Origin of the sequence: Streptomyces sp. NBC_01463 (assembly GCA_036227345.1) — a bacterium.
Lineage (GTDB): Bacteria > Actinomycetota > Actinomycetes > Streptomycetales > Streptomycetaceae > Streptomyces.
On the sequence record CP109468.1, the window covers coordinates 3,256,825 to 3,281,104 of the forward strand.

A 24,280-nucleotide genomic window follows, 5' to 3' on the forward strand; every position below is an offset into this window, starting at 1 on the left:
AGTTGTCCGGCGTGGCCGGAGAACGCCGCCCCCGCACCTTCCGTTCCTCCGTACCGGGACCCGCCCTCCCCCGGTGCCACCAGGCCCCCCGCCGTCCGAACCTCTCGTGCCTGCCCGAACCACCCTCACCGTCCCACTCCGGAAAGGCGGACACCGCATGACGCCGGTCCCCCACCGCAGCCATGCCGACGACCTGCTCTCCTTCATCAGGGCCAGTCCTTCGCCGTACCACGCCGTGGCGAGCGCCGCCCAGCGCCTGGAGAAGGCCGGCTTCCGTGAGCTGCGGGGCACGGACGACTGGACGGGCACCACGGGCGGCAGCTTCGTCGTCCGCGGCGGCGCGCTGATCGCCTGGTACGCCCCCGAGGGCGTGCCCGCCCACACCCCGTTCCGGATCATCGGCACCCACACCGACTCCCCGAACCTGCGGATCAAGCCCGCCCCCGACAACGGCTCGGCCGGCTGGCGGCAGGTCGCGGTGGAGATCTACGGCGGCGTGCCGCTCAACACCTGGCTCGACCGCGACCTGGGCATCTCCGGGCGGCTGGCCCTGCGCGGCTCCGGCGGCCGGACCGAGTCCCGGCTGGTCCAGATCGACGAGCCGCTGCTGCGGGTGCCCCAGCTGGCGATCCATCTCGACCGGTCCGTCAACGACGGCCTCGCTCTGGACCGGCAGCGCCACATCGCCCCGGTCTGGTCGCTCGGCGAGCCCGACGAGGGGGCGCTGCTGCGCCGGGTCGCGGCGGCGGCGGAGGCCGATCCGGACGAGGTGCTGGGCTGGGACCTGATGCTCCACGACATCCAGCCGCCCGGATACCTGGGCGCGGAGCGGGAGTTCCTGGTGTCCTCGCGGCTGGACAACCTGGTCTCGGTGCACGCGGGCGTCACCGCGCTGGTCGCCGCGTCGGGAGCGGCCGGGGAGCCCGCGTTCATCCCGGTGCTGGCGGCCTTCGACCACGAGGAGGTCGGCAGCGGCTCGGACACGGGTGCGCAGAGCCCCCTGCTGGAGCATGTGCTGAGCCGGTCCGTCACGGCCCGGGGCGGCAGCTCCGAGGACTGGCCGCGGGCCCTGGCCGGCGCCTTCTGCGTCTCGGCCGACATGGCGCACGCGGTCCACCCCAACTACGCGGAGCGCCACGACCCCGGCCACCGCCCGCTGCCCAACGGCGGCCCCACGGTCAAGGTCAACGTCAATCAGCGCTACGCCACCGACTCGACCGGGATCGCGGTGTTCGCGGCGGCGTGCGAGCGGGCGGGTGCGCCCTGGCAGCCGTTCGTCTCGAACAACGCGATGCCGTGCGGCACCTCCATCGGCCCGCTGACCGCGGCCCGGCTGGGTGTGCAGACCGTCGACGTGGGGGTGCCGGGCCTGTCGATGCACTCGGCGCGCGAGCTGTGCGGGTCGGACGACCCGGGGTACCTGGCGGCGATCCTCGGCGCGTTCGTGACCGCCGGCTGAGCGGTACGGGGAGGGGCGCACGCTCCTCCCCGTACCACCGGGAACGGTTACGCGAAGCGCTGCTGCGCGCTGCCGTCGCACGGCTTGAGCCGCAGCGGGTCGTGCGCGCCCGCCAGGGTGGCGCACAGCCCGGTCGACGCGGCCGGGCGCAGGGTGCCCGACTGCCGGACGAACTGCTGGTTGGCCGCGCCCGAGCAGTTGTAGAGGATGAGGGCCGCGCCCGCCGTGTATTTCGCGCCCGGTACGTCCAGGCAGCGGTCGTGGCTCAGTTCCGTACGGAGGTTCTTCGTGCCGGAGTCGTACCACCAGCCCTGGTTGCGGCCGCCGTGGCACTCCCAGCCGGTGACGCCGGTGTTGTTGCGGGTGACGGATGCGGGGACGTCCAGGCAGCTGCCCGTCGCCTCGCCCCGCAGGGGCTTGAAGGCGTCGTCCCAGGCGGTGGCCTGGAGCACGGGCTTTCCGGTGCTCGCCGGGTCGGCGCAGCTCGCCTCACGCAGGCCGGAGTTATAGATCTGGGTCAGGCAGGAGGCGAAGGCGCCGTGGCCTGCCGCGTTCGGGTGGAAGGACTGCCGGAGGGAGTTGGAGTCCGGCGGGAAGTGCGAGAGGTCGATGTAGAGCCCGCGGGCCCAGGTGGACTCGCTGCAGACCTCGTGGCCGTGGAAGAGCCGGGAGTTGTCGAGGTAGACGGCTCCGGTGTCGGCCGCGGCCCTGCGCATGCCGCGCTCGAAGGCGGGCACGGCGGTGTTGCGGCCCCATGCGGCGTCGGAGTCGTATCCGGCGCAGCCGCCGGGAAGCTTGCCGGGGAAGTTCGGGTTGTCGTAGAAGTCCGGGCCGATGGGGCTCGGGTAGCCCATGACGACGAGCTTGTAGTCGCTGTCGGCGTAACCGGCGCCGGTCATCACCGTCCGCAGGTCGCGCACGGTCGTCTCGACCTTGGGGACGAGTCCGTCGACACGGGCCTGCCAGCCGCCCTCGTACTTGGGCTGACACGTCCCCTGGATGAGGACCCAGCGCTCGACGCAGTCCGTCATGACCGGGCCGAACTGGAGGTCGTCGTTGGCACCCGCCACCAGCACGATCATCTTGATGCGGGTGTTGCGCGCCTTGATGGCCAGGCTGTCGCTCTGCACCAGTTCGTCGGCGTACTGCTTGGCGCCGCCGATGACGATGTTTCCGGTGTACGCGCCCGAGCACGAGACGTTGTACGTGACGTCGGCCGGGATGCCGGTGCGGTGGATGGCGGAGTCGGGAGAGCGGTGGCACCAGTTGTCGGGCCCGTTGGTGCCCGCCTCGTACGTGCCGACGCCCTCGCCCGAGATCTCGCTGTCGCCGAGCGAGATGAGCCCGGTCTTGCGGTCGGCGAGCGGCCGCTCGGCGGGGTCGCCGTACAGCCGGGTGGCCTCGGCGGCGCGGACGGCCTCCAGTTCGGGCGGCAGCGGGGTGGATGCGGTAGTGCCGGTACCGGGCTGGGCGGCGCCCGCCGGTCCGGCGGCGGCCGTCATCCCGCCCAGCGCCGCCGCCGTGGCCGCGACGGCCGCGACCGTACATCGGAGCCGGTATCCGGTGCGTCTCATTGCGCCTCCCGAGGTTGTGGTTACCCCCGGTATTTACTGGCCGGTAGGCAACTTGGGAATACATAGAACAAGACAAGTGCTCATCTTTTTCAGGACCGCCCGGGAAGTGGTGGGCGGAAGAAGGAGCGGGGCTGGGTGCGTGCAGCTGCAAGGCGGAGGATTGAGGCAACGCTGTGGGGTCTCCCCTGCTCGGGCGAAGCCGAGAGCGTGGGGAAGTTGTTGACTGACGACAACGCCGCAGATGTGCGTGCCCAGGCACGCGACGCCGCCCACCACTTCCCGGGCGGCCCTAAGGAGGTTGAACGATGACGGACGAGGGAAACACCGCAGCGGCCGGCGAGGACTACCGCATCGAGCACGACTCGATGGGCGAGGTCCGGGTCCCCGCGGACGCGAAGTGGCGGGCCCAGACCCAGCGGGCCGTGGAGAACTTCCCGATCTCCGGGCAGCGTCTCGAGCGGACCCACATCGAGGCCCTGGCCAGGGTCAAGGCGGCCGCGGCCAAGGTGAACGCCGAGCTGAAGGTCCTCGACCCGGAGATCGCCGGGGCCATCCAGGAGGCCGCGGCGGAGGTCGCCGACGGCCGGTGGGACGCGCACTTCCCGATCGACGTCTTCCAGACCGGCTCCGGCACCTCGTCGAACATGAACACCAACGAGGTCCTGGCCACGCTCGCCACCGAGCGCCTCGGCCGGGAGGTCCATCCCAACGACCACGTCAACGCCTCGCAGTCCTCGAACGACGTGTTCCCCTCCTCCATCCACATCGCCGCGACCGGCGCGGTGACGGGTGAGCTGATCCCCGCCCTGGACCATCTGGCGGCGGCGCTGGAGCGCAAGTCCGTCGAGTTCGCGGCGGTCGTGAAGTCGGGGCGTACGCATCTGATGGACGCGACCCCGGTCACGCTCGGCCAGGAGTTCGGCGGGTACGCGGCACAGATCCGCTACGGCATCGAGCGGCTGTACGCCTCGCTCCCCCGCCTCGCCGAGCTGCCGCTGGGCGGCACCGCCGTCGGCACGGGCATCAACACCCCGCCCGGCTTCTCCGCCGCCGTCATCGCCGAGGTCGCCCGGGCCACCGGCCTGCCGCTCACCGAGGCCCGCGACCACTTCGAGGCCCAGGGCGCGCGGGACGGTCTCGTGGAGACCTCCGGCCAGCTCCGCACGATCGCGGTCTCGCTCACCAAGATCTCCAACGACCTGCGCTGGATGGCCTCGGGCCCGCGCACCGGTCTGGCCGAGATCAGCCTGCCCGACCTCCAGCCGGGCTCCTCGATCATGCCCGGCAAGGTGAATCCGGTCATTCCCGAGGCGGTCCTGATGGTCGCGGCCCAGGTGACGGGGAACGACGCCACGGTCGCCGCAGCGGGCGCCGCGGGCAACTTCGAGCTCAACGTCATGCTCCCGGTCATCGCGAAGAACCTGCTGGAGTCCGTCCGACTGCTCGCCAACGTCTCCCGGCTGCTCGCGGACCGCACGGTCGACGGCATCACCGCGAACGTCGAGCGGGCCAGGGAGTACGCGGAGTCCTCGCCGTCCGTCGTCACCCCGCTGAACAAGTACATCGGGTACGAGGAGGCCGCCAAGGTCGCCAAGAAGTCGCTGGCCGAGCGGAAGACGATCCGCGAGGTGGTGCTGGCCTCGGGATACGTCGAGCGCGGGGACCTCACCGTGGAACAGCTCGACGAGGCCCTGGACGTGTTGCGTATGACCCGCCCGTGATGTGCATCGCTGCGGCGGGACGGCTCCGTCACTAAGATCTCTCCATGACAGGTACCGGAGAGACCGAGCGCTGGGCGCCGGGTGATCAGATCCTGTGGCGCTACCGCGGCAACGGACCGCTGCGGCACGGCCCCGGGCCCGGCCCGGCCCCCAATCCCGTGCACATCTGCCGCCCCGTCACCGTCGTCCAGGACACCGACGAGCTGCTCGCCGTCTGGGTCGCCCCCGGCACCGAGTGCGTGAAGCCGGTCCTGGCGGACGGCACCGAGGTGCACGCCGAGCCGCTCGCCACCCGGTACACGGCCCCCCGCACCACCGCCCGCTCGCCCTGGCTGGGCAACGGGGTGCTGAAGCTGGCCCGGCCCGGCGAGCCGTGGTCCGTCTGGCTGTTCTGGGAGCGCGGCTGGCAGTTCCGCAGCTGGTACGTGAACCTGGAGGAGCCGCGGACCCGCTGGCCCGGCGGCATCGACTCCGAGGACCACTTCCTCGACATCTCGGTCTATCCGGACCACAGCTGGCTCTGGCGCGACGAGGACGAGTTCGCCCAGGCCCAGCGGGTCGGTCTGATGACGCCCGAGGCCGCCCGGCAGGTGCGGGAGGCGGGGCAGCAGGCGGTCGGCGTCATCCGCGACTGGGGCGCGCCGTTCCGGGACGGCTGGGAGGACTGGCGGCCCGATCCGCACTGGCAGGTCCCGGCGCTGCCGGATGACTGGGACCGTACCCCCTCCCCCATGCCGTCGTGAGACCCTTGATGCACCCCAGGGGGGCAAACGTAGGATCGCCACGAGGAAAGCGGCTCCGCCCCAACCGGCGGGCGCGGCACACGACCTGACCGTAAGTCATCGAGTCATCGCACACGTTGCACGTTTCATGAACCGCATCAGTCGTATGAGTCGCACGAGTTGCCTGAATCGCATGAGCCACGACGAGGGGGTGGAGACGTGCTCGCTGTCCGCCGCCCCGGCGCCGGAAACGTTGTCACCGGCTCCCTGTGCGGACATCAGGTTTCGGCCCCGCGTTCCGGGGCACCAGATGTCAGCCGTTGTGATTGCCGCTCTTGCCGGGGCACAGTAGCGCCCCACGAGGTGATTGCCTCATACAACCGGCCCGGACGGACGGAACCCCACGCGTGACGGAGCACCCCACCTCCCACGAAGGCCGGCAGCCTCTCGCCGCCCGGTCGCAGGAACGCACCCGGCCGCGGCAGCGCGACGCCGCGGCGGCGGCGATCCCGGCCCCGGCCAAGGGCCCGAACCCGGCCGCTGCCGGTACGGGCCCCGCGGCAGGCCCCGACCCGCAGGCGGCGGCCCGCCGTGAGGGCGACCGGCTGCGCTTCGTGGGGGCCGCGACCCGGCGGATCGCCCGGGGCATAGACCTGGACGAGATCGTGCTGGGGCTGTGCCGGGCCAGTGTGCCGACCTTCTCCGACGCCATACTCGTCTACCTCCGTGACCCGCTGCCGGTCGGCGACGAGCGGCCCGTCAACCCGTTCGTGCTGCGGCTGCGCCGCTCCGACCGGCTGCGGCTGACCGACGAGGACACCGAGGGCCTGTCGGAGACGGAGCGGCTGCGGCTGCCCGGCCTCGACCCGCAGACCGATCCGACGCCCGCGGCCGAACTGTGCGAGGTGCTGGCCGGCGGTGCGCTGGCCGAGGTGCTGCGCGGGGTGCGTCCGGTCTTCGGCGACTCCGCCGCGGCCCGGGTCGCGCTGCCCGAGCTGCTCGGCGCCGACCGCACCGTGCCGTCCGGGCACCGGGCGATCCTCGCCCCGCTGCGCGGCCGCCGGCGGGTGATCGGCGCGGCCGTGTTCCTGCGCGGCACCGAGCGCCCGCCCTTCGAGGCCAACGACCTGCTGGTCGCGGCCCAGCTGGCGACGCACACCGCGCTCGGCATCGACAAGGCCGTGCTGTACGGGCGCGAGGCGTACATCGCCGACGAGCTCCAGCGCACCATGCTGCCCGACTCGCTCCCCCAGCCCACCGGGGTCCGGCTTGCCTCCCGCTACCTCCCGGCCGCGGAGACCGCCCGGGTCGGCGGCGACTGGTACGACGCGATCCCGCTGCCCGGCAGCCGGGTCGCGCTGGTCGTCGGCGACGTGATGGGCCACTCCATGACCTCCGCCGCGATCATGGGCCAGCTGCGCACCACCGCCCAGACGCTCGCCGGCCTCGACCTGCCGCCGCAGGAGGTGCTGCACCACCTCGACGAGCAGGCCCAGCGGCTCGGCAGCGACCGCATGGCGACCTGCCTGTACGCGGTGTACGACCCCGTCGCGCACCGCATCACCATCGCCAACGCCGGCCATCCGCCGCCCGTCCTGCTCCATCTCGGCGGCCGCGCCGAGGTGCTGCGGGTACCGCCCGGCGCCCCGATCGGCGTCGGCGGCGTGGACTTCGAGGCCGTCGAGCTGGACGCGCCCGCGGGCGCCACCCTGCTCCTCTACACCGACGGTCTGGTCGAGTCGCGGCTGCGCGACGTCTGGACCGGCATCGAGCAGCTGCGTGAGCGGCTCGCCGCGACCGCCCGGCTGACCGGGCCGGACCACTCGCCGCCGCTGGAGGCCCTCTGCGACGACGTGCTGGACATGCTCGGCCCGGGCGACCGGGACGACGACATCGCGCTGCTCGCCGCCCGCTTCGACGGGATCGCGCCGAGCGACGTGGCGTACTGGTTCCTGGAACCGGAGGACTCCGCCCCGGGCCGGGCCCGCAGGCTGGCCCGCCGGGCGCTGAGCCGGTGGGGGCTCGACGACATCGCGGACTCGGTGGAGCTCCTGGTCAGCGAGGTCGTGACGAACGCCGTGCGGTACGCGGAACGGCCGGTGACCCTGCGGCTGCTGCGGACCGACATCCTGCGCTGCGAGGTCGGCGACGACGCCCCGCAGCTGCCGCGGCAGCGCCGCGCCCGGGACATGGACGAGGGCGGCCGCGGTCTGTTCCTGGTGAACCGGCTGGCCCGGCGGTGGGGCGCGACCCGGCTGTCGACCGGCAAGGTCGTCTGGTTCGAGATGCCCACCCGGGGTCAGTGAACCGGCGAGGGCCGCGGGCAAAGGGAACGGGCGGTGTGCGAGGAGAGAGTCCTCGCACACCGCCCGTTCCGGTCGGTCCGGTGCCCCGGCGGATCAGCGCCCCGCGGCGTCGTCCTCGTCCGGCCGGTTCTCCCCCGGCTTCGCCGGGAGCCCGACGCTGCCGGTGGGGCCCGGCTCGGTCGACGGGGAGGCCGGCGGTTCGCTCGTCGGGTCCCCCGTGGGTGAGGCGGGCGGCGAGCTGGCGGGCGACTCGGTCTCCGCCGGCGGCTCGGTCGTCGGGTCCTGGGTGGTCGGCTCGTCGGAGGGCGAGACCGTCTCGGAGGGCGACGTGGACGGGCTCGGCGAGCTGGTGTCCGGCGGCGGGGTGACCGCGGCGCCCATGTCGGTGTCGAGCACGAACTTGCTCGACTTGCCCATGGCGTGCGCGGTGAAGTCCGCCCAGATCTCGGCCGGGAAGCCACCGCCGTTGACGCGGCCGCCACCGCCGGCGCCCTTCAGGGTCACCTGGTCGCCCTTGTGGATCTTCTTGCCGTTGTCGCCCGTACGGTCGTAGGCGGCTTCGCCGAACAGTCCGACCGAGGTGACGAGATCGGGCGTGTATCCGGTGAACCAGGCCGACTTGTTGTCGTCCGACGTGCCGGTCTTGCCCGCGATCTGCTGGTCGGCGAGGCCCTCGGCGTTGCGGACCGAGCCCTGGGCCGTACCGTCGTCGACCACGCCGGTCAGCACGGAGGTCACGGAGTCCGCGGCCTGGCGGCTGATCACCTGGTCGCCGATCGCGTCGGGCATCTTCACCGGGTCGTCGCCCTGGTGCACGGCCGACTTCACGATCTGCGGGCTGACCTTCTTGCCGTGGTTGTCGAGCGTGGCGTAGATCCCGGCCATCTCCAACGGGCTGGCGCCCATGGAACCGAGCGTCTGCGCGGGCACGGCCTCCAGGCCCTTCACGTTCATGCCGAGCTCGCCGGCGGTCTGCATCACCTTGTCCATGCCGACGTCCACGCCCATCTGCGCGAAGACGGAGTTGATGGACTTGTTCATCGCCGTCTGGACGGTGACCGAGCCGTAGTCCCGGTCGTCCTCGTTCTCGGGCGAGAAGGCGATGTCGCTGCCCTCGACGGGCCGCTTGCTGGTGCCGTCGTAGCGGGTGTTGGCGGTGATCTGCCGGTCCTCCTGCGTCACCGACTCCTGGTCGAGTGCGGCGGCGAGGATGACCGGCTTGAAGGTGGAGGCGGGCTGGTAGTCGCGCCGGGCGGCGTTCGACGTCCAGTGCTCGTTCTGGCCGCGGCCGCCGTACAGCGCGAGGACCGCTCCGGTCTTCGGGTCCACCGAGACGGCACCTGCCTGGATGTCACGGTCGAGCTTGCGCTGCTTCGTGTCCAGGTTGTCGATCAGCTTCGTCTCGACCGACTTCTCCAGCTTCTGCTGCTTCTTCTTGTCGATGTTGACGGTGATCGTCCAGCCGCCGAGGTCGAACTCCTGGCTGCTGAGGCCCGTCTCCTCCAGCACCGCCTTGCGGGCCGCCTCGACGATGTAGCCCTTCTGCCCCGCGGCCCCGTTCAGCGGCTTGGGCTCCTGCGGAACCGGGAACTTCAGGCCCTGGCGCTTGCCGGAGTCCAGCCAGCCCTCCTCGACCATGTTGTCCAGCACGTAGTTCCAGCGCTCCTGGACGAGCCGCTTGCCGTTCGGTCCTGCGACGGCCCAGTCGTACTGGCTGGGCGCCTGGAGGAGGGCGGCGAGGTAGGCGCCCTGGGCCACGTTCAGCTCCTTGGCGTCCTTGCCGTAGTACGCCTGTGCCGCGGCCTGGATGCCGTAGGCCTGCCGGCCGTAGTAGCTGGTGTTGATGTACCCGGCGAGGATCTCGCTCTTCTTCTTCTTCTGGTCCACCTTCAGCGAGATGACCAGCTCTTTGAGCTTCCGGGTGACCGTCTGGTCCTGGTCGAGGTAGTAGTTCTTGACGTACTGCTGGGTGATGGTCGAGCCACCCTGCTTGCCCTTGCCGGAGAGCGTGTTCAGCAGACCGCGTGCGGTGCCTTTGAAGTCGACGCCCTGGTCCTGGTAGAAGGACTTGTTCTCGGCGGCGACGAAGGTCATCTGGACCTCCTTCGGCACCTCCGCGAGGTCCACGATCTCCCGGTTGACCTCGCCCGTCCTGGCCAGCAGAGTGCCGTCGGAGTACTTGTAGATGTTGCTCTGCAGCTTGGCCTGCGCGTTCCCCTCGGGGACGCTCACCATCATGTAGAGCACGGCGAAGGCGCCCATGCCCAGCAGGCAGACACCGAGGGCCGTGCCCAGTAGTTTCCGCCACGTGAAGAGTCTGCGTATGCCGCCGCTCTTCACGGCCCGCCGCGACCCGCGCCGCTGGGCTCGTCGCGCATCCGCTCGACCCATTGCTGTAGTGCTCCCGTTTCTCTGCTGGACCGGATCAGCTCGGACCTGCCAGCTAACACCGTTGACAAGGGCAAAAAGCGAGCGATCCAGGCTTTTCCGGACGTGACAATCAGCACCCGTTCCCAAGGGAACCGACTCACGAGAGGTGCACAGGGTTGCGAAATCCATTAATGTGTAATCACATTGCTAGCTCATCGCTAGCCACCGCGAAACGGGGGATTCCATGACTGACCCGACCAGCCCGAACGCTTCGGTCCCACCGTCGGCCGACCTCACGCCGGACGCGCCCGAGATGCCGGAACCGCAGGTCCGCGAGACGACGGCGCACAGCATCGCGGGCGGCCTCGGCCTCCTGCTGACCGTGATCGGGGTGATCGCCGGCATCGGTCTCGCCATCGTCGGCGGCGTCATCGGATCGAACGGGAACAACGGCGTCGGCATCCCGGTCTGCATCCTGGGCGTGCTGCTCGCCATCGCCTCGTTCTTCTGCATGGGCGGTGTGAAGATGGTCGCACCGGGCGAGGCGCGGGTGATCCAGCTCTTCGGCCGGTACGTCGGCACCATCCGGGCCGACGGACTGCGCTGGATCAACCCGCTGACCTCCAGCCGCAAGATCTCCACCCGGGTCCGCAACCACGAGACCGCGGTCCTCAAGGTCAACGACGCCTACGGCAACCCGATCGAGCTCGCCGCGATCGTCGTCTGGAAGGTCGAGGACACCGCACAGGCCCTCTTCGAGGTCGACGACTTCCTGGAGTTCGTCGCCACCCAGACCGAGGCGGCGGTCCGGCACATCGCGATCGAGTACCCGTACGACGCCCACGAGGAGGGCGGCCTCTCGCTCCGGGGCAACGCCGAGGAGATCACCGAGAAGCTGGCTGTCGAGCTCACCGCACGGGTCCAGGCGGCGGGTGTCCGGATCATCGAGTCCCGCTTCAGCCATCTCGCGTACGCCCCCGAGATCGCGTCCGCGATGCTCCAGCGCCAGCAGGCCGGAGCGGTGGTCGCGGCCCGGCAGCAGATCGTCGAGGGCGCGGTCGGCATGGTCGAGATGGCGCTGACCCGGATCGCCGAACAGGACATCGTCGAGCTCGACTCGGAGCGCAAGGCGGCCATGGTCAGCAATCTGATGGTGGTCCTGTGCGGCGACCGGGCCGCGCAGCCGGTCCTCAACACGGGCACGCTCTACCAGTGACGGATCAGACCCCGCGGCGCCGTGCGCCGCAGTCCGGGCCGCAGCAGCGCAAGCAGATGCTGCTGCGGCTGGATCCCGCCGTGCACGACGCGCTGGCGCGCTGGGCGTCGGACGAGCTGCGGAGCGCGAACGCGCAGATCGAGTTCCTGCTGCGGCGGGCGCTCGCGGAGGCGGGCCGGCTGCCGGGCGGTGCGGCGCCGATCCCCCGCCGGGGACGCCCGCCGAAGGCGCCGGAGGCCCCGGACCGGGAGTGACCCGCCGGGGCCCGGCCCCGACGGGCCCTCGGGCGGACGGCCCGCGCACCGGTATACACGGCAGGTATACACACCATGTACAGTCCTGGGTATGTCTATCGGCCACACCCTGCTCGGGCTCCTGGAGTCCGGCCCCCGCCACGGCTACGACCTCAAGCGGACCTTCGACGAGAAGTTCGGTCACGACCGTCCACTGCACTACGGACAGGTCTACTCGACGATGTCCCGGCTCCTCAAGAACGGCCTCGTCGAGGTCGACGGAGTGGAGACCGACGGCGGCCCGGAGCGCAAGCGCTACGCCATCACCGATGCCGGCATCACCGATGTCGCCACCTGGCTCGCGCAGCCCGAGAAGCCGGAGCCCTACCTCCAGTCGACCCTGTACACCAAGGTCGTCCTGGCCATGCTCACCGGCCGCAGCGCCGCCGACGTGCTGGACGCCCAGCGCTCCGAGCACCTGCGCCTGATGCGCATCCTCACCGACCGCAAGCGGCAGGGCGACCTCGCCGACCAGCTGATCTGCGACCACGCCCTGTTCCACCTCGAAGCCGATCTGCGCTGGCTGGAACTGACCGCCGCCCGGCTCGGCCAGCTCGCGAAGGTGGTGGCCCCGTGATTCCCGCCGGCTCCCTGCTCGCCGCCCGCGACCTGCACAAGACCTACGGGGCGACCCCCGCGCTCGACGGCGCCTCGTTCTCCGTCCACCCCGGCGAGGTCGTCGCCGTGATGGGCCCCTCCGGCTCCGGCAAGTCCACCCTGCTGCACTGCCTCGCCGGCATCATCACGCCCGACTCCGGCACCATCACCTACGCCGGCCGCGAGCTGTCCACGATGTCCGACGCCGAGCGCAGCGCCCTGCGCCGCAGCGAGTTCGGCTTCGTGTTCCAGTTCGGCCAGCTCGTCCCCGAACTGACCTGCGTGGAGAACGTCGCCCTGCCGCTCCGGCTGAACGGCACCCGGCGCAAGGCGGCCGAGCGCACCGCCCTGCAGTGGATGGAGCGGCTGGAGGTCGACGACATCGGCGCCCAGCGGCCCGGCGAGGTCTCCGGCGGCCAGGGCCAGCGCGTCGCCGTGGCCCGTGCGCTGGCCGCGTCCCCGAAGGTGATCTTCGCGGACGAGCCGACCGGCGCCCTGGACTCCCTCAACGGCGAGCGCGTCATGCAGCTGCTGACCGAGGCGGCCCGCTCCGCCAACGTCGCCGTGGTGCTCGTGACCCACGAGGCCCGGGTCGCCGCCTACTCCGACCGCGATGTCACCGTCCGCGACGGCCGGGCCCGCGACCTGGAGCACGCCGTATGACGCTGCTCGAAGAGAAGACGGCTCCGGCGCGTCCTCCGGAACCGCCCTCCCGCACCCCGGCCCTGCTGCGCGATCTCGGGCTCGGCATCCGCTTCGCCGCCGGCGGCGGCCGCGAGGGCTGGGCCCGCACGCTGCTCACCGCGGTCGGCGTGGGCCTCGGCGTGGCCCTGCTGCTCGTCGCCGCGTCCGTACCGCACATGCTCGACGAGCGGTCCGGACGCGAACAGGCCCGCTCCGAGAGCAAGATCTCGGAATCCCCCGATGTCTCGGCGAAGAAGTCGGACAGCACGGTCCTGCGGATCGACGCGGGAACCGAGTACCACGACCGGACCATCGACGGCTTCCTCATGCGCGCCGACGGCGCCCACCCGGTGCTCCCGCCGGGCATCGGCGAACTCCCCGCCGCCGGGGAGATGGCCGTCTCCCCCGCGCTCGGCGAGCTCCTCGACGCCCCGGAGAACGCGCTGCTCAAGGAGCGGCTGCCGTACAAGGTGACGGCCACCATCTCCGACGCCGGCCTGGTGTCGCCCGGCGAGCTGCGGTACTACGCGGGCAGCGACACCCTGACCCGCGCCACGGGCGGCCACCGGCTGTCCGGTTACGGCGATCCCGGACCCGCGAAGCCGCTGTCGCCGCTGCTCATCGTGCTGATCATCATGATCTGCGTGGTGCTGCTGGTCCCGGTGGCCATCTTCATCGCCACCGCCGTGCGCTTCGGCGGCGACCGCCGCGACCGCCGGCTCGCCGCCCTGCGCCTGGTCGGTACGGACATCCGGATGACCCGCCGGATCGCGGCCGGTGAGGCGCTCTTCGGCTCGGTGCTCGGCCTCCTCATCGGGCTGGCCCTGTTCCTGACGGGGCGCCAGTTCGTCGGGTACGTCGAGATCTGGGACGTCAGTGCCTTCCCGGCCGACCTGGCCCCCGACCTCCGGCTCTGCGTGCTCATCGCCCTCGCGGTTCCGCTCACCGCGGTGCTCGTCACCCTGGTGGCCATGCGCTCCGTGGTCATCGAGCCGCTCGGAGTCGTACGCAACAGCCGCAGCCGCAAGCGCCGCCTCTGGTGGCGGCTGCTGCTGCCGGTCGCCGGACTCGTGGTCTTCGGACTCGGCGGCAGGATCGACGAGTACAGCCCCGTCAACCCGTATCCGGTCGCCGGAGGCGCGGTGCTCGTCCTCGTCGGGCTGGCGCTGCTGCTGCCCTGGCTGGTCGAGGCCTGCGTCAAGAGGCTGCGCGGCGGACCGGTGCCCTGGCAGCTGGCCACCCGCCGGCTCCAGCTGAGCAGCGGGGCGGCCTCCCGTGCGGTCAGCGGCGTCACCGTCGCCGTGGCCGGCGCGGTGGCCCTGCAGATGCTGTTCGCCGCGATGAACGACGACTTCAACAGGATCACCGGCCAGGACCCGTCCCGCGCCCAGATCTACGCCGCGTCCGAGATCGTCAGGGGCGACGCCGCCCTGCACACGATCAAGGAGCTCCGCGCCACCAAGGGCGTCACCAGGGTCGTCGGCACCGTCGAGGCGTACGCCACCAAGCCGGGGAAGTACTCGGGCGACGAGATCCAGCCCACCACCTCGTTCAGCGTCGGGGACTGCGCGACCCTGCGCGAGCTCGCCCGGATCACGTCCTGCCGGGACGGCGACACCTTCGTCGTCCACCCCAGGGACAAGGGACAGGCCGACTGGGTCGACGAGACCGCCCGCAAGGGCGAGGTGCTCGAGTTCGACAGCTACGGCCGGGGCAAGCCGCTGCGCTGGACGCTGCCCACCGGCACCCGGACCGTCCTGACCCGGCCCGACCCGCTCGGCGAGGAACGCTGGGGGATCATGGTCACGCCCGGCGCGATCGACGCGGCGACCCTGCCGGGAGCCCAGACCATCGCGCAGATCCGCTACGACGAACACGTCCCGGACGCCGCCGAGTACGTACGCAACACGGCGGCGCGGATCGATCCCGGGATGCGCGTGGTCACCATGACCTCGGTCGAGCGCGACCGGCAGTACGCGAGCATCCAGACCGGCCTCCAGGTCGGCGCGACCGCCACGCTGCTGCTGATCGCCGCGTCCATGCTGGTCTCCCAGCTGGAGCAACTGCGCGAGCGCAAGCGGCTGTTGTCGGTCCTGGTCGCCTTCGGCACCCGGCGGGTCACGCTCGGCTGGTCGGTGCTGTGGCAGACCGCGATCCCGGTGGTCATCGGGCTCGTGGTGGCGGTGGCCGGCGGTCTCGCGCTCGGTGCCACCCTGTGCTGGATGGTCGGCAAACAGGTGTCCGGCTGGTGGCTGTTCCTGCCGCTGGCGGGGGCGGGCGCGGCGCTCATCCTGCTGGTCACCCTGCTGTCCCTGCCGCCGCTGTGGCGCATGATGCGCCCGGAGGGGCTGCGCAGCGAGTAGCGCCCACGACGGCCGGCCGGACCCCTGACTCAGGAGCCCCTGACTCAGGCCCGGCCGGCCGTCGCCACGCGTACCGGCAGCGCCGCCATCGCCCCGCGCAGCGCCGCCGCGAACTCCTCGAACTCCTCGTGTCTGGCGGCCCCGGTCCGCATCCCCAGCGCCACCCGCCTCGCGGGCGCCGGATCCGCGAAGTACCCGGTGGCCAGCGCGTCGTTGCGGGCGGTCTCGACCGTCACCGCGGTCCGCGGCAGCAGCGTCACCCCCAGCCCCCCGGCCACCAGCTGCACCAGGGTGGAGAGCCCGGCCGCGGTCGTGGTGACCGGCGCACCCTCGGTGCGTCCCGCCTCGCGGCAGATGTCGAGCGCCTGGTCGCGCAGGCAGTGCCCCTCGTCGAGCAGCAGCAGCGGCAGCTCCCGCAGCGCCTCGCGGGGAATGTCCTGCCGCCCGCCGAGCCAGTGGTCGCGCTCCATGACCAGCACGAAGTCCTCGTCGAAGAGCGGGAGTTCCGTCACCCCCGGCACCCCGAGCGGCACCGCGAGCAGCAGCAGGTCCAGCCGCCCGGCGGCCAGCCCCTCCAGCAGCGAGGAGGTCTGCTCCTCGTGCACCTGGAGGTCGAGGTCCGGGTAGCGGTCGTGGACCAGCCGCAGCACGGTCGGCAGCAGATACGGGGCGACGGTCGGGATCACCCCGAGCCGCAGCACTCCGGTGAAGGGCGCCCGGACCGCCTCGGCCTCCTCCATCAGCGCGCCGACGGCGTGCAGCACCACCCGGGCCCGCACCGCGAGCCGCTCCCCGGCGGGCGAGAGCAGCACCTTGCGCGTCGTGCGCTCTATGAGCTGGACACCCAGTGCCTCCTCCAGCGCGGACACGGCCCCGGAGAGCGCGGGCTGACTCATCCCGATTGCTGCCGCGGCGTCCCGGAAGTGCAGATGCTCCGCCACGGCGGCGAAGGCGCGAAGCTGCGCGAGGCTGGGCTGTTTGGGCCGGTTGCCCTGATTACCTTGCACCACTGATAGGCACCTCCGATCATCACGACCGAGTGTAGCTATTTCCGTGATCAATGCACTCTGTGCCAAGGTGGACACCGTCCAACCCTCAGGAACTCCCCCAAAAAGGGAATTCCTACGCTGCAAGGAGAGCGCGTGCTCACTGTCGGTGACAAGTTCCCCGAGTTCGACCTGACCGCTTGTGTTTCGCTGGAGAGCGGCAAGGAGTTCGAGCAGATCAACCACAAGACCTACGAGGGTCAGTGGAAGATCGTCTTCGCGTGGCCGAAGGACTTCACCTTCGTGTGCCCCACCGAGATCGCCGCGTTCGGCAAGCTGAACGAGGAGTTCGCCGACCGGGACGCGCAGATCCTCGGCTTCTCCGGTGACTCCGAGTTCGTGCACCACGCCTGGCGCAAGGACCACCCGGACCTGACCGACCTGCCCTTCCCGATGCTGGCCGACTCGAAGCACGAGCTCATGCGTGACCTCGGCATCGAGGGCGAGGACGGCTTCGCGCAGCGCGCCGTCTTCATCGTCGACCAGAACAACGAGATCCAGTTCACGATGGTGACCGCCGGTTCCGTGGGCCGTAACCCCAAGGAGGTCCTGCGGGTCCTCGACGCCCTGCAGACCGACGAGCTGTGCCCCTGCAACTGGACCAAGGGCGAGACCACCCTGGACCCGGTCGCGCTCCTCTCGGGCGAGTGAGCTGACACCGACATGGCACTCGACGAACTGAAGGCCGCCGTTCCGGACTTCGCCAAGGACCTGAAGCTGAACCTCGGTTCGGTCATCGGGAACAGCGAACTGCCGCAGCAGCAGCTCTGGGGCACCGTCCTCGCCTGCGCGATCGCCTCGCGCTCGCCGAAGGTGCTGCGCGAGCTGGAGCCGGAGGCGAAGGCCAACCTCTCCGCGGAGGCGTACACCGCCGCGAAGTCGGCCGCCGCCGTCATGGCGATGAACAACGTGTTCTACCGGACCCGGCACCTGCTGTCGGACCCGGAGTACGGGAACCTCCGTGCGGGCCTGCGGATGAACGTGATCGGCAAGCCGGGCGTGGAGAAGGTCGACTTCGAGCTGTGGTCGCTCGCCGTCTCCGCGATCAACGGCTGCGGCCAGTGCCTGGACTCCCACGAGCAGGTGCTGCGCAAGGCCGGCGTGGACCGTGAGACCATCCAGGAAGCCGTCAAGATCGCCTCGGTGATCCAGGCGGTCGGTGTGACCCTCGACGCCGAGGCAGTCCTCGCCGAGTAGCACCCGCGGTACCCCTGATACGAGAAGGGCCCCCAGGACGACCGACCGTCCCGGGGGCCCTTCTTCATGTGTCCTCGTTCGTGTGTCCGTTCGGGACGTCAGACCTGCTTCGGCGCCTCCGCGGCCGCCGGTTCCTCGTCGGTGCCTTCGTCGGTCTCCTCGGGCGGCGCTCCGGGCGCGGGCGTGGGCGCCGCGTCCAGTGACGTCGAGCCGTGCGGCGGCGGCGAGTGCCGGCGGGACTCCTCCTGCCCGTACGTCCGCAGATAGCCGACCACCGTATTGGTCACCGCCACCAGCGGCACCGCGACGACCGCACCGCCGATGCCGGCGATCATGCCGCCCGCGGCCACCGAGAGCACCACGGCCAGCGGGTGCACGCGCACCGCGCGGCCCAGGATGAACGGCTGGAGGATGTGGCCCTCGATCTGCTGGACCGCGAGGACCACGGCCAGCACCAGCAGTGCCGTGAACACGCCCTGGGTGACGAGCGCGACGACCACCGCCAGCGCCCCGGACACCACCGCTCCGACGAGCGGGATGAAGGCGAACAGGAAGATGAAGACGGCCAGCGGAACGGCCATCGGCACATCGAGGAAGAAGATCCCGAGACCGATGAAGATCGCGTCGATCATGGCGACTATCACCGTGCCCCGCACATAGGCGGTCAGGGTCCGCCAGGCACGCGGGCCGGCGCCCGCGACACCCGGCCGGGCCTGGGCGGGCACGAGCTTGAGCACCCAGTGCCAGATCCGCTTGCCGTCGTACAGCAGGAACAGCGTGGAGAACATCGCCAGGAGCATCCCGGTCAGCAGCTCCACCATGACGGTGACGCCCTGGAGCCCGGCGGAGGTGATCGCCTCCGTGTTGGTGCCGACGGTGTCGCTGAGGTTCTTCGCTATGTCGTTGATCTGCTTGTCGGTCACATGGAACGGGCTGTCCAGGAGCCAGTTCTTCAGGTCGTCGATCCCGGTCCGCACCTTGTCGGAGAGGGTGTCGATGTTGTCCATGACCTGCCAGACCACGAACCAGCCGACCAGGCCCATGATGACGAAGCCCAGGATCGCCGTGACGGCGGTGGCCAGCCCGCGCGGGAGACCGTAACGCCTCAGCCGGGCGACGGTCGGCTGGAGCATCGCGGTGACGAGCAGCGCGCCGACGAACGCCAGCACCACCAGCTGCACCGCGCTGATGACCCGCATGAGCACCCAGAGGGTGCCGGCCAGCACCAGGAGCCGCCAGCCGGCCTCGGCCGCGACCCGCATCCCCCAGGGGATCGCGGCGACCGGATCGGGGCGTGCCGCGACGGAGGGGGCGTACGCGGGCGGCGGCGGCACATGATCGGCCGCACCCGAACCGTCGTCGCCCTCACCGGACGCGGATCCGGCGGACTTCGCCGACGGCTTCCCGCGTGCGGTGTCGTCGTCCTCGTCCGCCGCTTCGGCGCGTCGTTCTTCCAGGCGATCGCCCAGCTTGGTCAGTTCAGCGCCCAGTTGTCCGAGCCACCCCGGCAGTTTCGACATAACCGTCCCTCTACCCCCGTCCGCTCTCCCCACCGCTCCCCCCGGGAACGGCTCCGCCCGACCGTACACGCGCGAAGCCCCCCACCGTAGGACGGCGAGGGGCTTCGCGAGGTTGAGGCCTGAACCTCGGAAGGTTCTAGTACCAGTGGTTGGCCTGCCAGAAGGACCAGGCACCGCACGGGCTGCCGTAACGGCTGTCCATGTAGTTGAGGCCCCACTTGATCTGCGTGGCCGGGTTGGTCTGCCAGTCGGCACCGGCGGACGCCATCTTCGAGCCGGGCAGCGCCTGGACGAGGCCGTAGGCACCGGAGGAGGCGTTGCTCGCGCGGTAGTTCCAGCTCGACTCGTGGTTCACGATGTTGCTGAAGCACTGGAACTGGTCGCCGGGAATCATCTGACGAGCCATCGCCTGGACTTCGGCCACGCTGTACGAGCCCTGCGTCGCGAACGCGGAAGCGCTGCGGACCTCGGAGCGGCTGGCGCGCTCGGCGCGCTCCGCCTTCTCCTTGCGCTCCTTCTCCAGCCTGTCCTCGGCCGCCGCCTTCTTGGACTTGGCGTCCTTGGCGGCCTGCACACGGGCTGATTCCTCGGCGGACTTCTTCGCTGCCTCGTCGGCCGCGGACGCCTGGGCGTCGGCCTGCTGGGTCAGCGATGCGGTCTGCACCTGGGCCTGCTGGCCCGCGGGGATGTCTGCGAGCAGCGTGGTGTCGGCTGCGGTCGCCTCGAAGTTGTTGTCGTCGGCAGCGGGAGTGCTGCCCGATGCAACGCCCACGACGGCGCCTACGGTGGTTACGGCTGTGGCAGATGCCACGGCGAACCCCCGGACCGAGATCCGGCTCACACGGTGTCCTTCCAGCATCGCCCGCTTAGGTGACCTCGCGGGCGCAATCGTGCCCCTGGACACTGGCCTCCCTACTGCTTGGGTCACGGGAGGCACGGGCCCGGTGGGCACTCCCCGGGGGGAGCGCCGCGTGGTGCTCGCGGGCGGCATACGGACGGCGGTTGTTGAGTTGTGTGGTGCGTGGCACCTCTGGAGGTGCCGGTGTGCCGTATGCGGGGCCTGACGGAAGCAAGACTCTGCCGGAACGGGACACGTGGAAGCAATTCTCCGTTGCGTGTGAAAGCTCACACCTCGTTTGGAGCACATGAATTACGGAAATGGTGCCGCAACACGATGCCGCCCGGCTAAGCTCCTTCGCTCGCCGGGCGGCATCAACTCTCCCAAGCCGTATCAGATCTGGCCTTCCTCCAGCATTTCGGTCACCAGTGCGGCGATACGGGAACGCTCCGAACGCGTGAGCGTCACATGCGCGAAGAGCGGGTGCCCCTTCAGCTTCTCGACCACGGCGACCACACCGTCGTACCGGCCGACCCTGAGGTTGTCCCGCTGGGCCACGTCATGCGTGAGCACCACCCGGGAATTCGACCCGATCCGGGACAACACGGTCAGCAGGACGTTCCGTTCGAGCGACTGGGCCTCGTCGACGATCACGAAGGCGTCGTGCAGGGAGCGGCCCCTGATGTGGGTGAGCGGCAGGATCTCCAGCATGCCGCGCCCCAGCACTTCCTCGATCACCTCACGGCCGGAGACGGCCGAGAGGGTGTCGAAGACGGCCTGGGCCCAGGGGCTCATCTTCTCGGCCTCGCTGCCGGGGAGATAGCCGAGCTCCTGCCCGCCGACCGCGTACAGCGGACGGAAGACCATCACCTTCTTGTGCTGGCCTCGCTCCAGCACGGCTTCGAGGCCCGCGCAGAGCGCCAGCGCCGACTTTCCGGTGCCGGCCCGGCCGCCCAGCGACACGATGCCGACCTCCTGGTCCAGGAGGAGGTCCAGGGCGATGCGCTGCTCGGCGCTGCGGCCGTGGATGCCGAAGGCCTCCCGGTCGCCGCGGACCAGACGGACATTGCCCTCGGGCGTCACCCGGCCGAGCGCCTTGCCCCGTTCGGACTGGAGGACCAGGCCCGTGTGCACGGGCAGGTCCGCGGCCTCGGGGACGTACAGCGTCTCCTCGGTGAAGAGCAGATCCACCTGTTCGGCCGAGAGGGGAAGTTCGGACATCCCCGTCCAGCCGGAGTCGGTGATGGCGAGTTCCGCCCGGTACTCCTCGGCGAGGAGTCCGACCGACGAGGCCTTGATGCGCAGCGGCAGGTCCTTGGAGACGACCGTGACGTCGTACCCCTCGGCCTGGAGATTGCGTGCGACCGCGAGAATCCGTGAGTCGTTGTCCCCCAACCGGTAGCCGGCGGGAAGGACGCCGGGATCGGAGTGGTTGAGTTCGACGCGCAGCGTCCCGCCCAGATCCCCGAGGGGGATCGGGGCATCCAGCCGGCCGTACCGGACCCGGAAGTCGTCCAGCAGGCGCAGGGCCTGCCGGGCGAAGTACCCGAGCTCCGGATGGTGCCGTTTGGCCTCCAGTTCCGTGACCACGACGATCGGGAGCACGACTTCGTGCTCGTCGAAGCGGGCCATGGCGTTCGGATCGGCCAGCAGGACGCTGGTGTCGAGAACATAGGTGCGCCTGTCGGGCATGCGGCGCTTTGTGCTGGTCACCACGGAAGGACGTACCCCCTCGGACGAGGTTGGGGTGCGACGGCGTCGCGGAGCATCCCAATGGGAGAGGACGGACCGGGCTGCGGCCACCTTGCGCGGGCCGAGCGCCGGCCCTCCGCGTCGGACGCACTGTATGTACGGTCCTTCGTGTGCAAAGGGCCTCCCGGGCGAACGGACTCCATGCCGCTCACTTGGACACGACGTCCGCCTGGTTGGTGACCGGACGTCGACCTGTCAGGGATATGCCCTCGAACAAGCCAAGCCATGCCGACCGGGGCCGGTGGGGTGAGCGGGGTGCGGTGGCCCGTGACCGTGGGTGAGGGCGCACCACCTGGGGGGTTCCGTCCCCGGACGGCGGACGGGACCGGGATGCCGGACCGGCCGGGAACACCGCCGGGGCCGGAGAACCCTGCGGAATCAGCCTCCGTAGCGGCGGTGGCGGGCCGCGTAGTCGCGCAGCGCCCGCAGGAAGTCCACGCGGCGGAACGCCGGCCAGAAGACCTCGCAGAAGTAGTACTCCGAATGCGCGCTCTGCCAGAGCATGAAGCCCGACAGACGCTGCTCGCCGCTGGTCCGGATCACCAGGTCCGGGTCGGGCTGCCCGCGGGTGTAGAGGTGCTCGGAGATCAGGTCGGTGGAGACGATCTCCGCCAGGTCCTCGAAGGAGGTGCCCTTGGCGGAGTGGTCGAGGAGCAGGGAGCGCACCGCGTCCGCGATCTCCTGGCGGCCCCCGTAGCCGACGGCGACGTTGACCAGTATCCCGTCGACCCCGACCGTCGCCTGTTCGGCCTCCTTGAGGACCGTCTGGGTGTGCGCGGGCAGCAGATCGAGGGTGCCGACGTGGTGGACCCGCCAGCGGCCGTCCGCCACCAGGTCGCGCACGGTGTTCTCGATGATGCCGAGCAGCGGGATGAGCTCGGACTCGGGCCGGTCGAAGTTGTCCGTGGACAGCATCCACAGGGTGACGACCTCGACATCGGTCTCACTGCACCAGCCGAGGAGCTCCTTGATCTTGTCCGCACCGGCCTGGTGCCCCTGCGCGGCGGTGCCGCCGGACGCCTTCGCCCAGCGCCGGTTCCCGTCGAGGATGACACCGATGTGCTTGGGCACCTGGGCGTGATCGAGGCGGGCCTCCACCCGGCGTGCGTAGAGCCCGTACACCAGGTCGCGCAAGTTCACTGAGTCCACCTCTCGGTTCCGTGCGGGCCCGCCCGCCCCTATGCCCGGGGTCCGGGGTCGTCCCCCTGGGGATCGCCGCACCGGAAGGGGGCGATCGCCCCGCCGTGCCTTGGCAGTCCCGAAGGGGCCACATTACTGCGCAGGCGCCGCACCGGCCCAACCCGCCCTGTCACAAGTCCGTGATAAGGAGGGAAACGTGACTGATTCCTCTTCCTCCGCCTTCCCCTACGGTGCCGCCGCCTCGCGCTACGACTCCATGGAGTACCGCCGCACCGGCCGCAGCGGCCTCAAGCTCCCGGCCGTCTCGCTCGGCCTCTGGCACAACTTCGGCGACGACCGCTCCCTCGACGCGCAGCGCGCCATCCTGCGCCGCGCCTTCGACCTCGGCGTGACCCACTTCGACCTGGCCAACAACTACGGCCCGCCGCCCGGCTCCGCCGAGCTCAACTTCGGGAAGCTCTTCCGCCAGGACTTCGCGCCGTACCGCGACGAGCTGATCGTCTCCACCAAGGCGGGGTACGACATGCACCCCGGGCCGTACGGCGAGTGGGGTTCGCGCAAGTACCTCCTGTCGTCGCTCGACGCCTCGCTGAAGCGGATGGGGCTCGACTACGTCGACATCTTCTACTCGCACCGCTTCGACCCGGACACTCCGCTGGAGGAGACGATGGGGGCGCTCGCCTCCGCCGTCCGGCAGGGCAAGGCGCTGTACGTGGGGGTGTCCTCGTACAACTCCGCACAGACCGCCGAGGCGGCCCGGCTGCTGAAGGAGATGGGCGTGCCGGCCCTGATCCACCAGCCGTCCTACTCGATGATCAACCGCTGGACCGAGAGCGACGGGCTGCTGGACACCCTGGAGGCGGCCGGCATGGGCTGCATCTCCTTCGTGCCGCTCGCGCAGGGCCTGCTGACCGGCAAGTACCTGAAGGGCATCCCGGAGGGTTCGCGCGCCACGCAGGGCAAGTCCCTGAACCCGGACCTGCTCTCCGACGAGGTGGTCCGCCGGCTGAACGGGCTGAACGACATCGCGCAGCGCCGCGGCCAGTCGCTCGCCCAGCTGGCCCTCAACTGGGTGCTGCGGGACAGCCGTATGACGTCGGCTCTGATCGGCGCGTCGAGCGTGAAGCAGCTGGAGGAGAACGTGGCGGCGCTGGCAGGGCCGACGCTGTCGGACGCGGAGTTGAAGGAGATCGACACCTTCGCCGTGGACACCGCGGGCACCAACATCTGGGCCGGACGGGCCTGAACGGACTGCCCGGGGCTCACGTCCGCGGTCGCGGTACGGACCCGGCAGTACCGGGGCACAAAAAAACGGGCCGGTCCGTGGGGGGGGTTACGGACCGGCCCGAGGGGGGGTTTCCACCATAACCCTTCGTAAGTGATGCTGCGTGCCACGCCACGAAATAATTACTCTCCGAATGTGCGGGACTCCGCTGCGGGCACGGAATCCGGCCCTCCACAGGGCCTGGAGCTGCACGGACG

Annotated in this window: 19 protein-coding genes; 12 read left to right on the forward strand and 7 right to left on the reverse strand. The window is 70.7% G+C overall.

Annotation, left to right across the window (positions count from 1 at the left end):
• The first annotated feature begins 157 nt into the window (after positions 1 to 157).
• Positions 158 to 1,459 carry a M18 family aminopeptidase gene (locus OG521_14170; protein ID WUW21868.1) on the forward strand — a complete coding sequence of 434 codons (1,302 nt, stop codon included), beginning with the start codon at positions 158 to 160 and terminating at the stop codon, positions 1,457 to 1,459.
• Positions 1,460 to 1,506: 47 nt separating this feature from the next.
• Here OG521_14170 and OG521_14175 read toward each other — a convergent pair whose 3' ends face one another.
• Entirely contained in the window at positions 1,507 to 3,033 is a 1,527-nt protein-coding gene (locus OG521_14175) for a ricin-type beta-trefoil lectin domain protein (protein ID WUW21869.1), read from the reverse strand.
• Between the two features lie 305 nt (positions 3,034 to 3,338).
• On the opposite strand from OG521_14175, the gene OG521_14180 reads away from it, so the two are divergent.
• The 3 genes from OG521_14180 (at position 3,339) to OG521_14190 (ending at position 7,782) form a co-directional block, all read left to right on the forward strand.
• Positions 3,339 to 4,754 carry a class II fumarate hydratase gene (locus OG521_14180; protein WUW21870.1) on the forward strand — a complete coding sequence of 472 codons (1,416 nt, stop codon included), beginning with the start codon at positions 3,339 to 3,341 and terminating at the stop codon, positions 4,752 to 4,754.
• 44 nt (positions 4,755 to 4,798) lie between these two features.
• Entirely contained in the window at positions 4,799 to 5,497 is a 699-nt protein-coding gene (locus tag OG521_14185) for a DUF402 domain-containing protein (protein ID WUW21871.1), read from the forward strand.
• Positions 5,498 to 5,883: 386 nt separating this feature from the next.
• Positions 5,884 to 7,782, forward strand: a complete 1,899-nt coding sequence (locus OG521_14190; GenBank protein ID WUW21872.1) for a SpoIIE family protein phosphatase — start codon at positions 5,884 to 5,886, stop codon at positions 7,780 to 7,782.
• Between the two features lie 93 nt (positions 7,783 to 7,875).
• Here the strand turns inward: OG521_14190 and OG521_14195 are convergent, their stop codons facing one another.
• Positions 7,876 to 10,173 (reverse strand): transglycosylase domain-containing protein, encoded by a 2,298-nt coding sequence (locus OG521_14195; GenBank protein ID WUW21873.1) that lies wholly within the window; start codon positions 10,171 to 10,173, stop codon positions 7,876 to 7,878.
• Positions 10,174 to 10,396: 223 nt separating this feature from the next.
• Between OG521_14195 and OG521_14200 the strand changes: the two genes are divergently transcribed.
• The 5 genes from OG521_14200 (at position 10,397) to OG521_14220 (ending at position 15,305) form a co-directional block, all read left to right on the forward strand.
• Entirely contained in the window at positions 10,397 to 11,368 is a 972-nt protein-coding gene (locus OG521_14200; GenBank protein ID WUW21874.1) for an SPFH domain-containing protein, read from the forward strand.
• Positions 11,365 to 11,622, forward strand: coding sequence for a hypothetical protein (locus OG521_14205; protein WUW21875.1), 258 nt, complete (start codon positions 11,365 to 11,367; stop codon positions 11,620 to 11,622). Before OG521_14200 ends, OG521_14205 begins: the two co-directional genes overlap by 4 nt.
• A 91-nt stretch (positions 11,623 to 11,713) precedes the next feature.
• A complete protein-coding gene (locus OG521_14210; protein ID WUW21876.1) occupies positions 11,714 to 12,238 on the forward strand; it encodes a PadR family transcriptional regulator in 525 nt (174 codons plus the stop codon).
• Positions 12,235 to 12,921, forward strand: coding sequence for an ABC transporter ATP-binding protein (locus tag OG521_14215; protein ID WUW21877.1), 687 nt, complete (start codon positions 12,235 to 12,237; stop codon positions 12,919 to 12,921). The genes OG521_14210 and OG521_14215 overlap by 4 nt, the downstream gene beginning before the upstream one ends.
• Positions 12,918 to 15,305: an ABC transporter permease gene (locus tag OG521_14220; protein WUW21878.1), complete on the forward strand. Its 2,388-nt coding sequence runs from the start codon at positions 12,918 to 12,920 to the stop codon at positions 15,303 to 15,305. Before OG521_14215 ends, OG521_14220 begins: the two co-directional genes overlap by 4 nt.
• A gap of 44 nt (positions 15,306 to 15,349) precedes the next feature.
• On the opposite strand, the gene OG521_14225 is transcribed toward OG521_14220, so the two are convergent.
• Positions 15,350 to 16,315, reverse strand: a complete 966-nt coding sequence (locus OG521_14225; protein WUW21879.1) for a hydrogen peroxide-inducible genes activator — start codon at positions 16,313 to 16,315, stop codon at positions 15,350 to 15,352.
• Between the two features lie 132 nt (positions 16,316 to 16,447).
• Between OG521_14225 and OG521_14230 the strand changes: the two genes are divergently transcribed.
• Both OG521_14230 and OG521_14235 read left to right on the forward strand, forming a co-directional pair.
• Positions 16,448 to 17,002, forward strand: coding sequence for a peroxiredoxin (locus OG521_14230; protein ID WUW21880.1), 555 nt, complete (start codon positions 16,448 to 16,450; stop codon positions 17,000 to 17,002).
• A 12-nt stretch (positions 17,003 to 17,014) separates the two neighbouring features.
• Positions 17,015 to 17,548: an alkyl hydroperoxide reductase gene (locus OG521_14235; protein ID WUW21881.1), complete on the forward strand. Its 534-nt coding sequence runs from the start codon at positions 17,015 to 17,017 to the stop codon at positions 17,546 to 17,548.
• A 98-nt stretch (positions 17,549 to 17,646) separates the two neighbouring features.
• Here the strand turns inward: OG521_14235 and OG521_14240 are convergent, their stop codons facing one another.
• The 4 genes from OG521_14240 to OG521_14255 form a co-directional block, all read right to left on the reverse strand.
• Complete coding sequence (locus OG521_14240; GenBank protein WUW21882.1) at positions 17,647 to 19,068, reverse strand: AI-2E family transporter; 1,422 nt, start codon at positions 19,066 to 19,068, stop codon at positions 17,647 to 17,649.
• A gap of 136 nt (positions 19,069 to 19,204) precedes the next feature.
• Entirely contained in the window at positions 19,205 to 19,909 is a 705-nt protein-coding gene (locus tag OG521_14245) for a transglycosylase SLT domain-containing protein (protein WUW21883.1), read from the reverse strand.
• A gap of 390 nt (positions 19,910 to 20,299) precedes the next feature.
• Positions 20,300 to 21,598: a PhoH family protein gene (locus OG521_14250; GenBank protein ID WUW21884.1), complete on the reverse strand. Its 1,299-nt coding sequence runs from the start codon at positions 21,596 to 21,598 to the stop codon at positions 20,300 to 20,302.
• A 438-nt stretch (positions 21,599 to 22,036) separates the two neighbouring features.
• The gene (locus tag OG521_14255) at positions 22,037 to 22,798 is read right to left on the reverse strand and encodes an isoprenyl transferase (protein WUW21885.1); all 762 of its coding nucleotides are present in this window, start codon (positions 22,796 to 22,798) and stop codon (positions 22,037 to 22,039) included.
• Positions 22,799 to 22,994: 196 nt separating this feature from the next.
• Between OG521_14255 and mgrA the strand changes: the two genes are divergently transcribed.
• Positions 22,995 to 24,044, forward strand: coding sequence for an L-glyceraldehyde 3-phosphate reductase (mgrA, locus tag OG521_14260; GenBank protein WUW21886.1), 1,050 nt, complete (start codon positions 22,995 to 22,997; stop codon positions 24,042 to 24,044).
• Positions 24,045 to 24,280: the final 236 nt, after the last annotated feature.

Coding starts and splice junctions, on each gene's coding strand:
- OG521_14180 (WUW21870.1), top strand. CDS start 3,339: ATGACGGACGAGGGAAACACCGCAGCGGCCGGCGAGGACTACCGCATC.
- OG521_14240 (WUW21882.1), bottom strand. CDS start 19,068: ATGTCGAAACTGCCGGGGTGGCTCGGACAACTGGGCGCTGAACTGACC.
- OG521_14175 (WUW21869.1), bottom strand. CDS start 3,033: ATGAGACGCACCGGATACCGGCTCCGATGTACGGTCGCGGCCGTCGCG.
- OG521_14210 (WUW21876.1), top strand. CDS start 11,714: ATGTCTATCGGCCACACCCTGCTCGGGCTCCTGGAGTCCGGCCCCCGC.
- OG521_14250 (WUW21884.1), bottom strand. CDS start 21,598: ATGCCCGACAGGCGCACCTATGTTCTCGACACCAGCGTCCTGCTGGCC.
- OG521_14185 (WUW21871.1), top strand. CDS start 4,799: ATGACAGGTACCGGAGAGACCGAGCGCTGGGCGCCGGGTGATCAGATC.
- OG521_14195 (WUW21873.1), bottom strand. CDS start 10,173: ATGGGTCGAGCGGATGCGCGACGAGCCCAGCGGCGCGGGTCGCGGCGG.
- OG521_14170 (WUW21868.1), top strand. CDS start 158: ATGACGCCGGTCCCCCACCGCAGCCATGCCGACGACCTGCTCTCCTTC.
- OG521_14235 (WUW21881.1), top strand. CDS start 17,015: ATGGCACTCGACGAACTGAAGGCCGCCGTTCCGGACTTCGCCAAGGAC.
- OG521_14200 (WUW21874.1), top strand. CDS start 10,397: ATGACTGACCCGACCAGCCCGAACGCTTCGGTCCCACCGTCGGCCGAC.
- OG521_14220 (WUW21878.1), top strand. CDS start 12,918: ATGACGCTGCTCGAAGAGAAGACGGCTCCGGCGCGTCCTCCGGAACCG.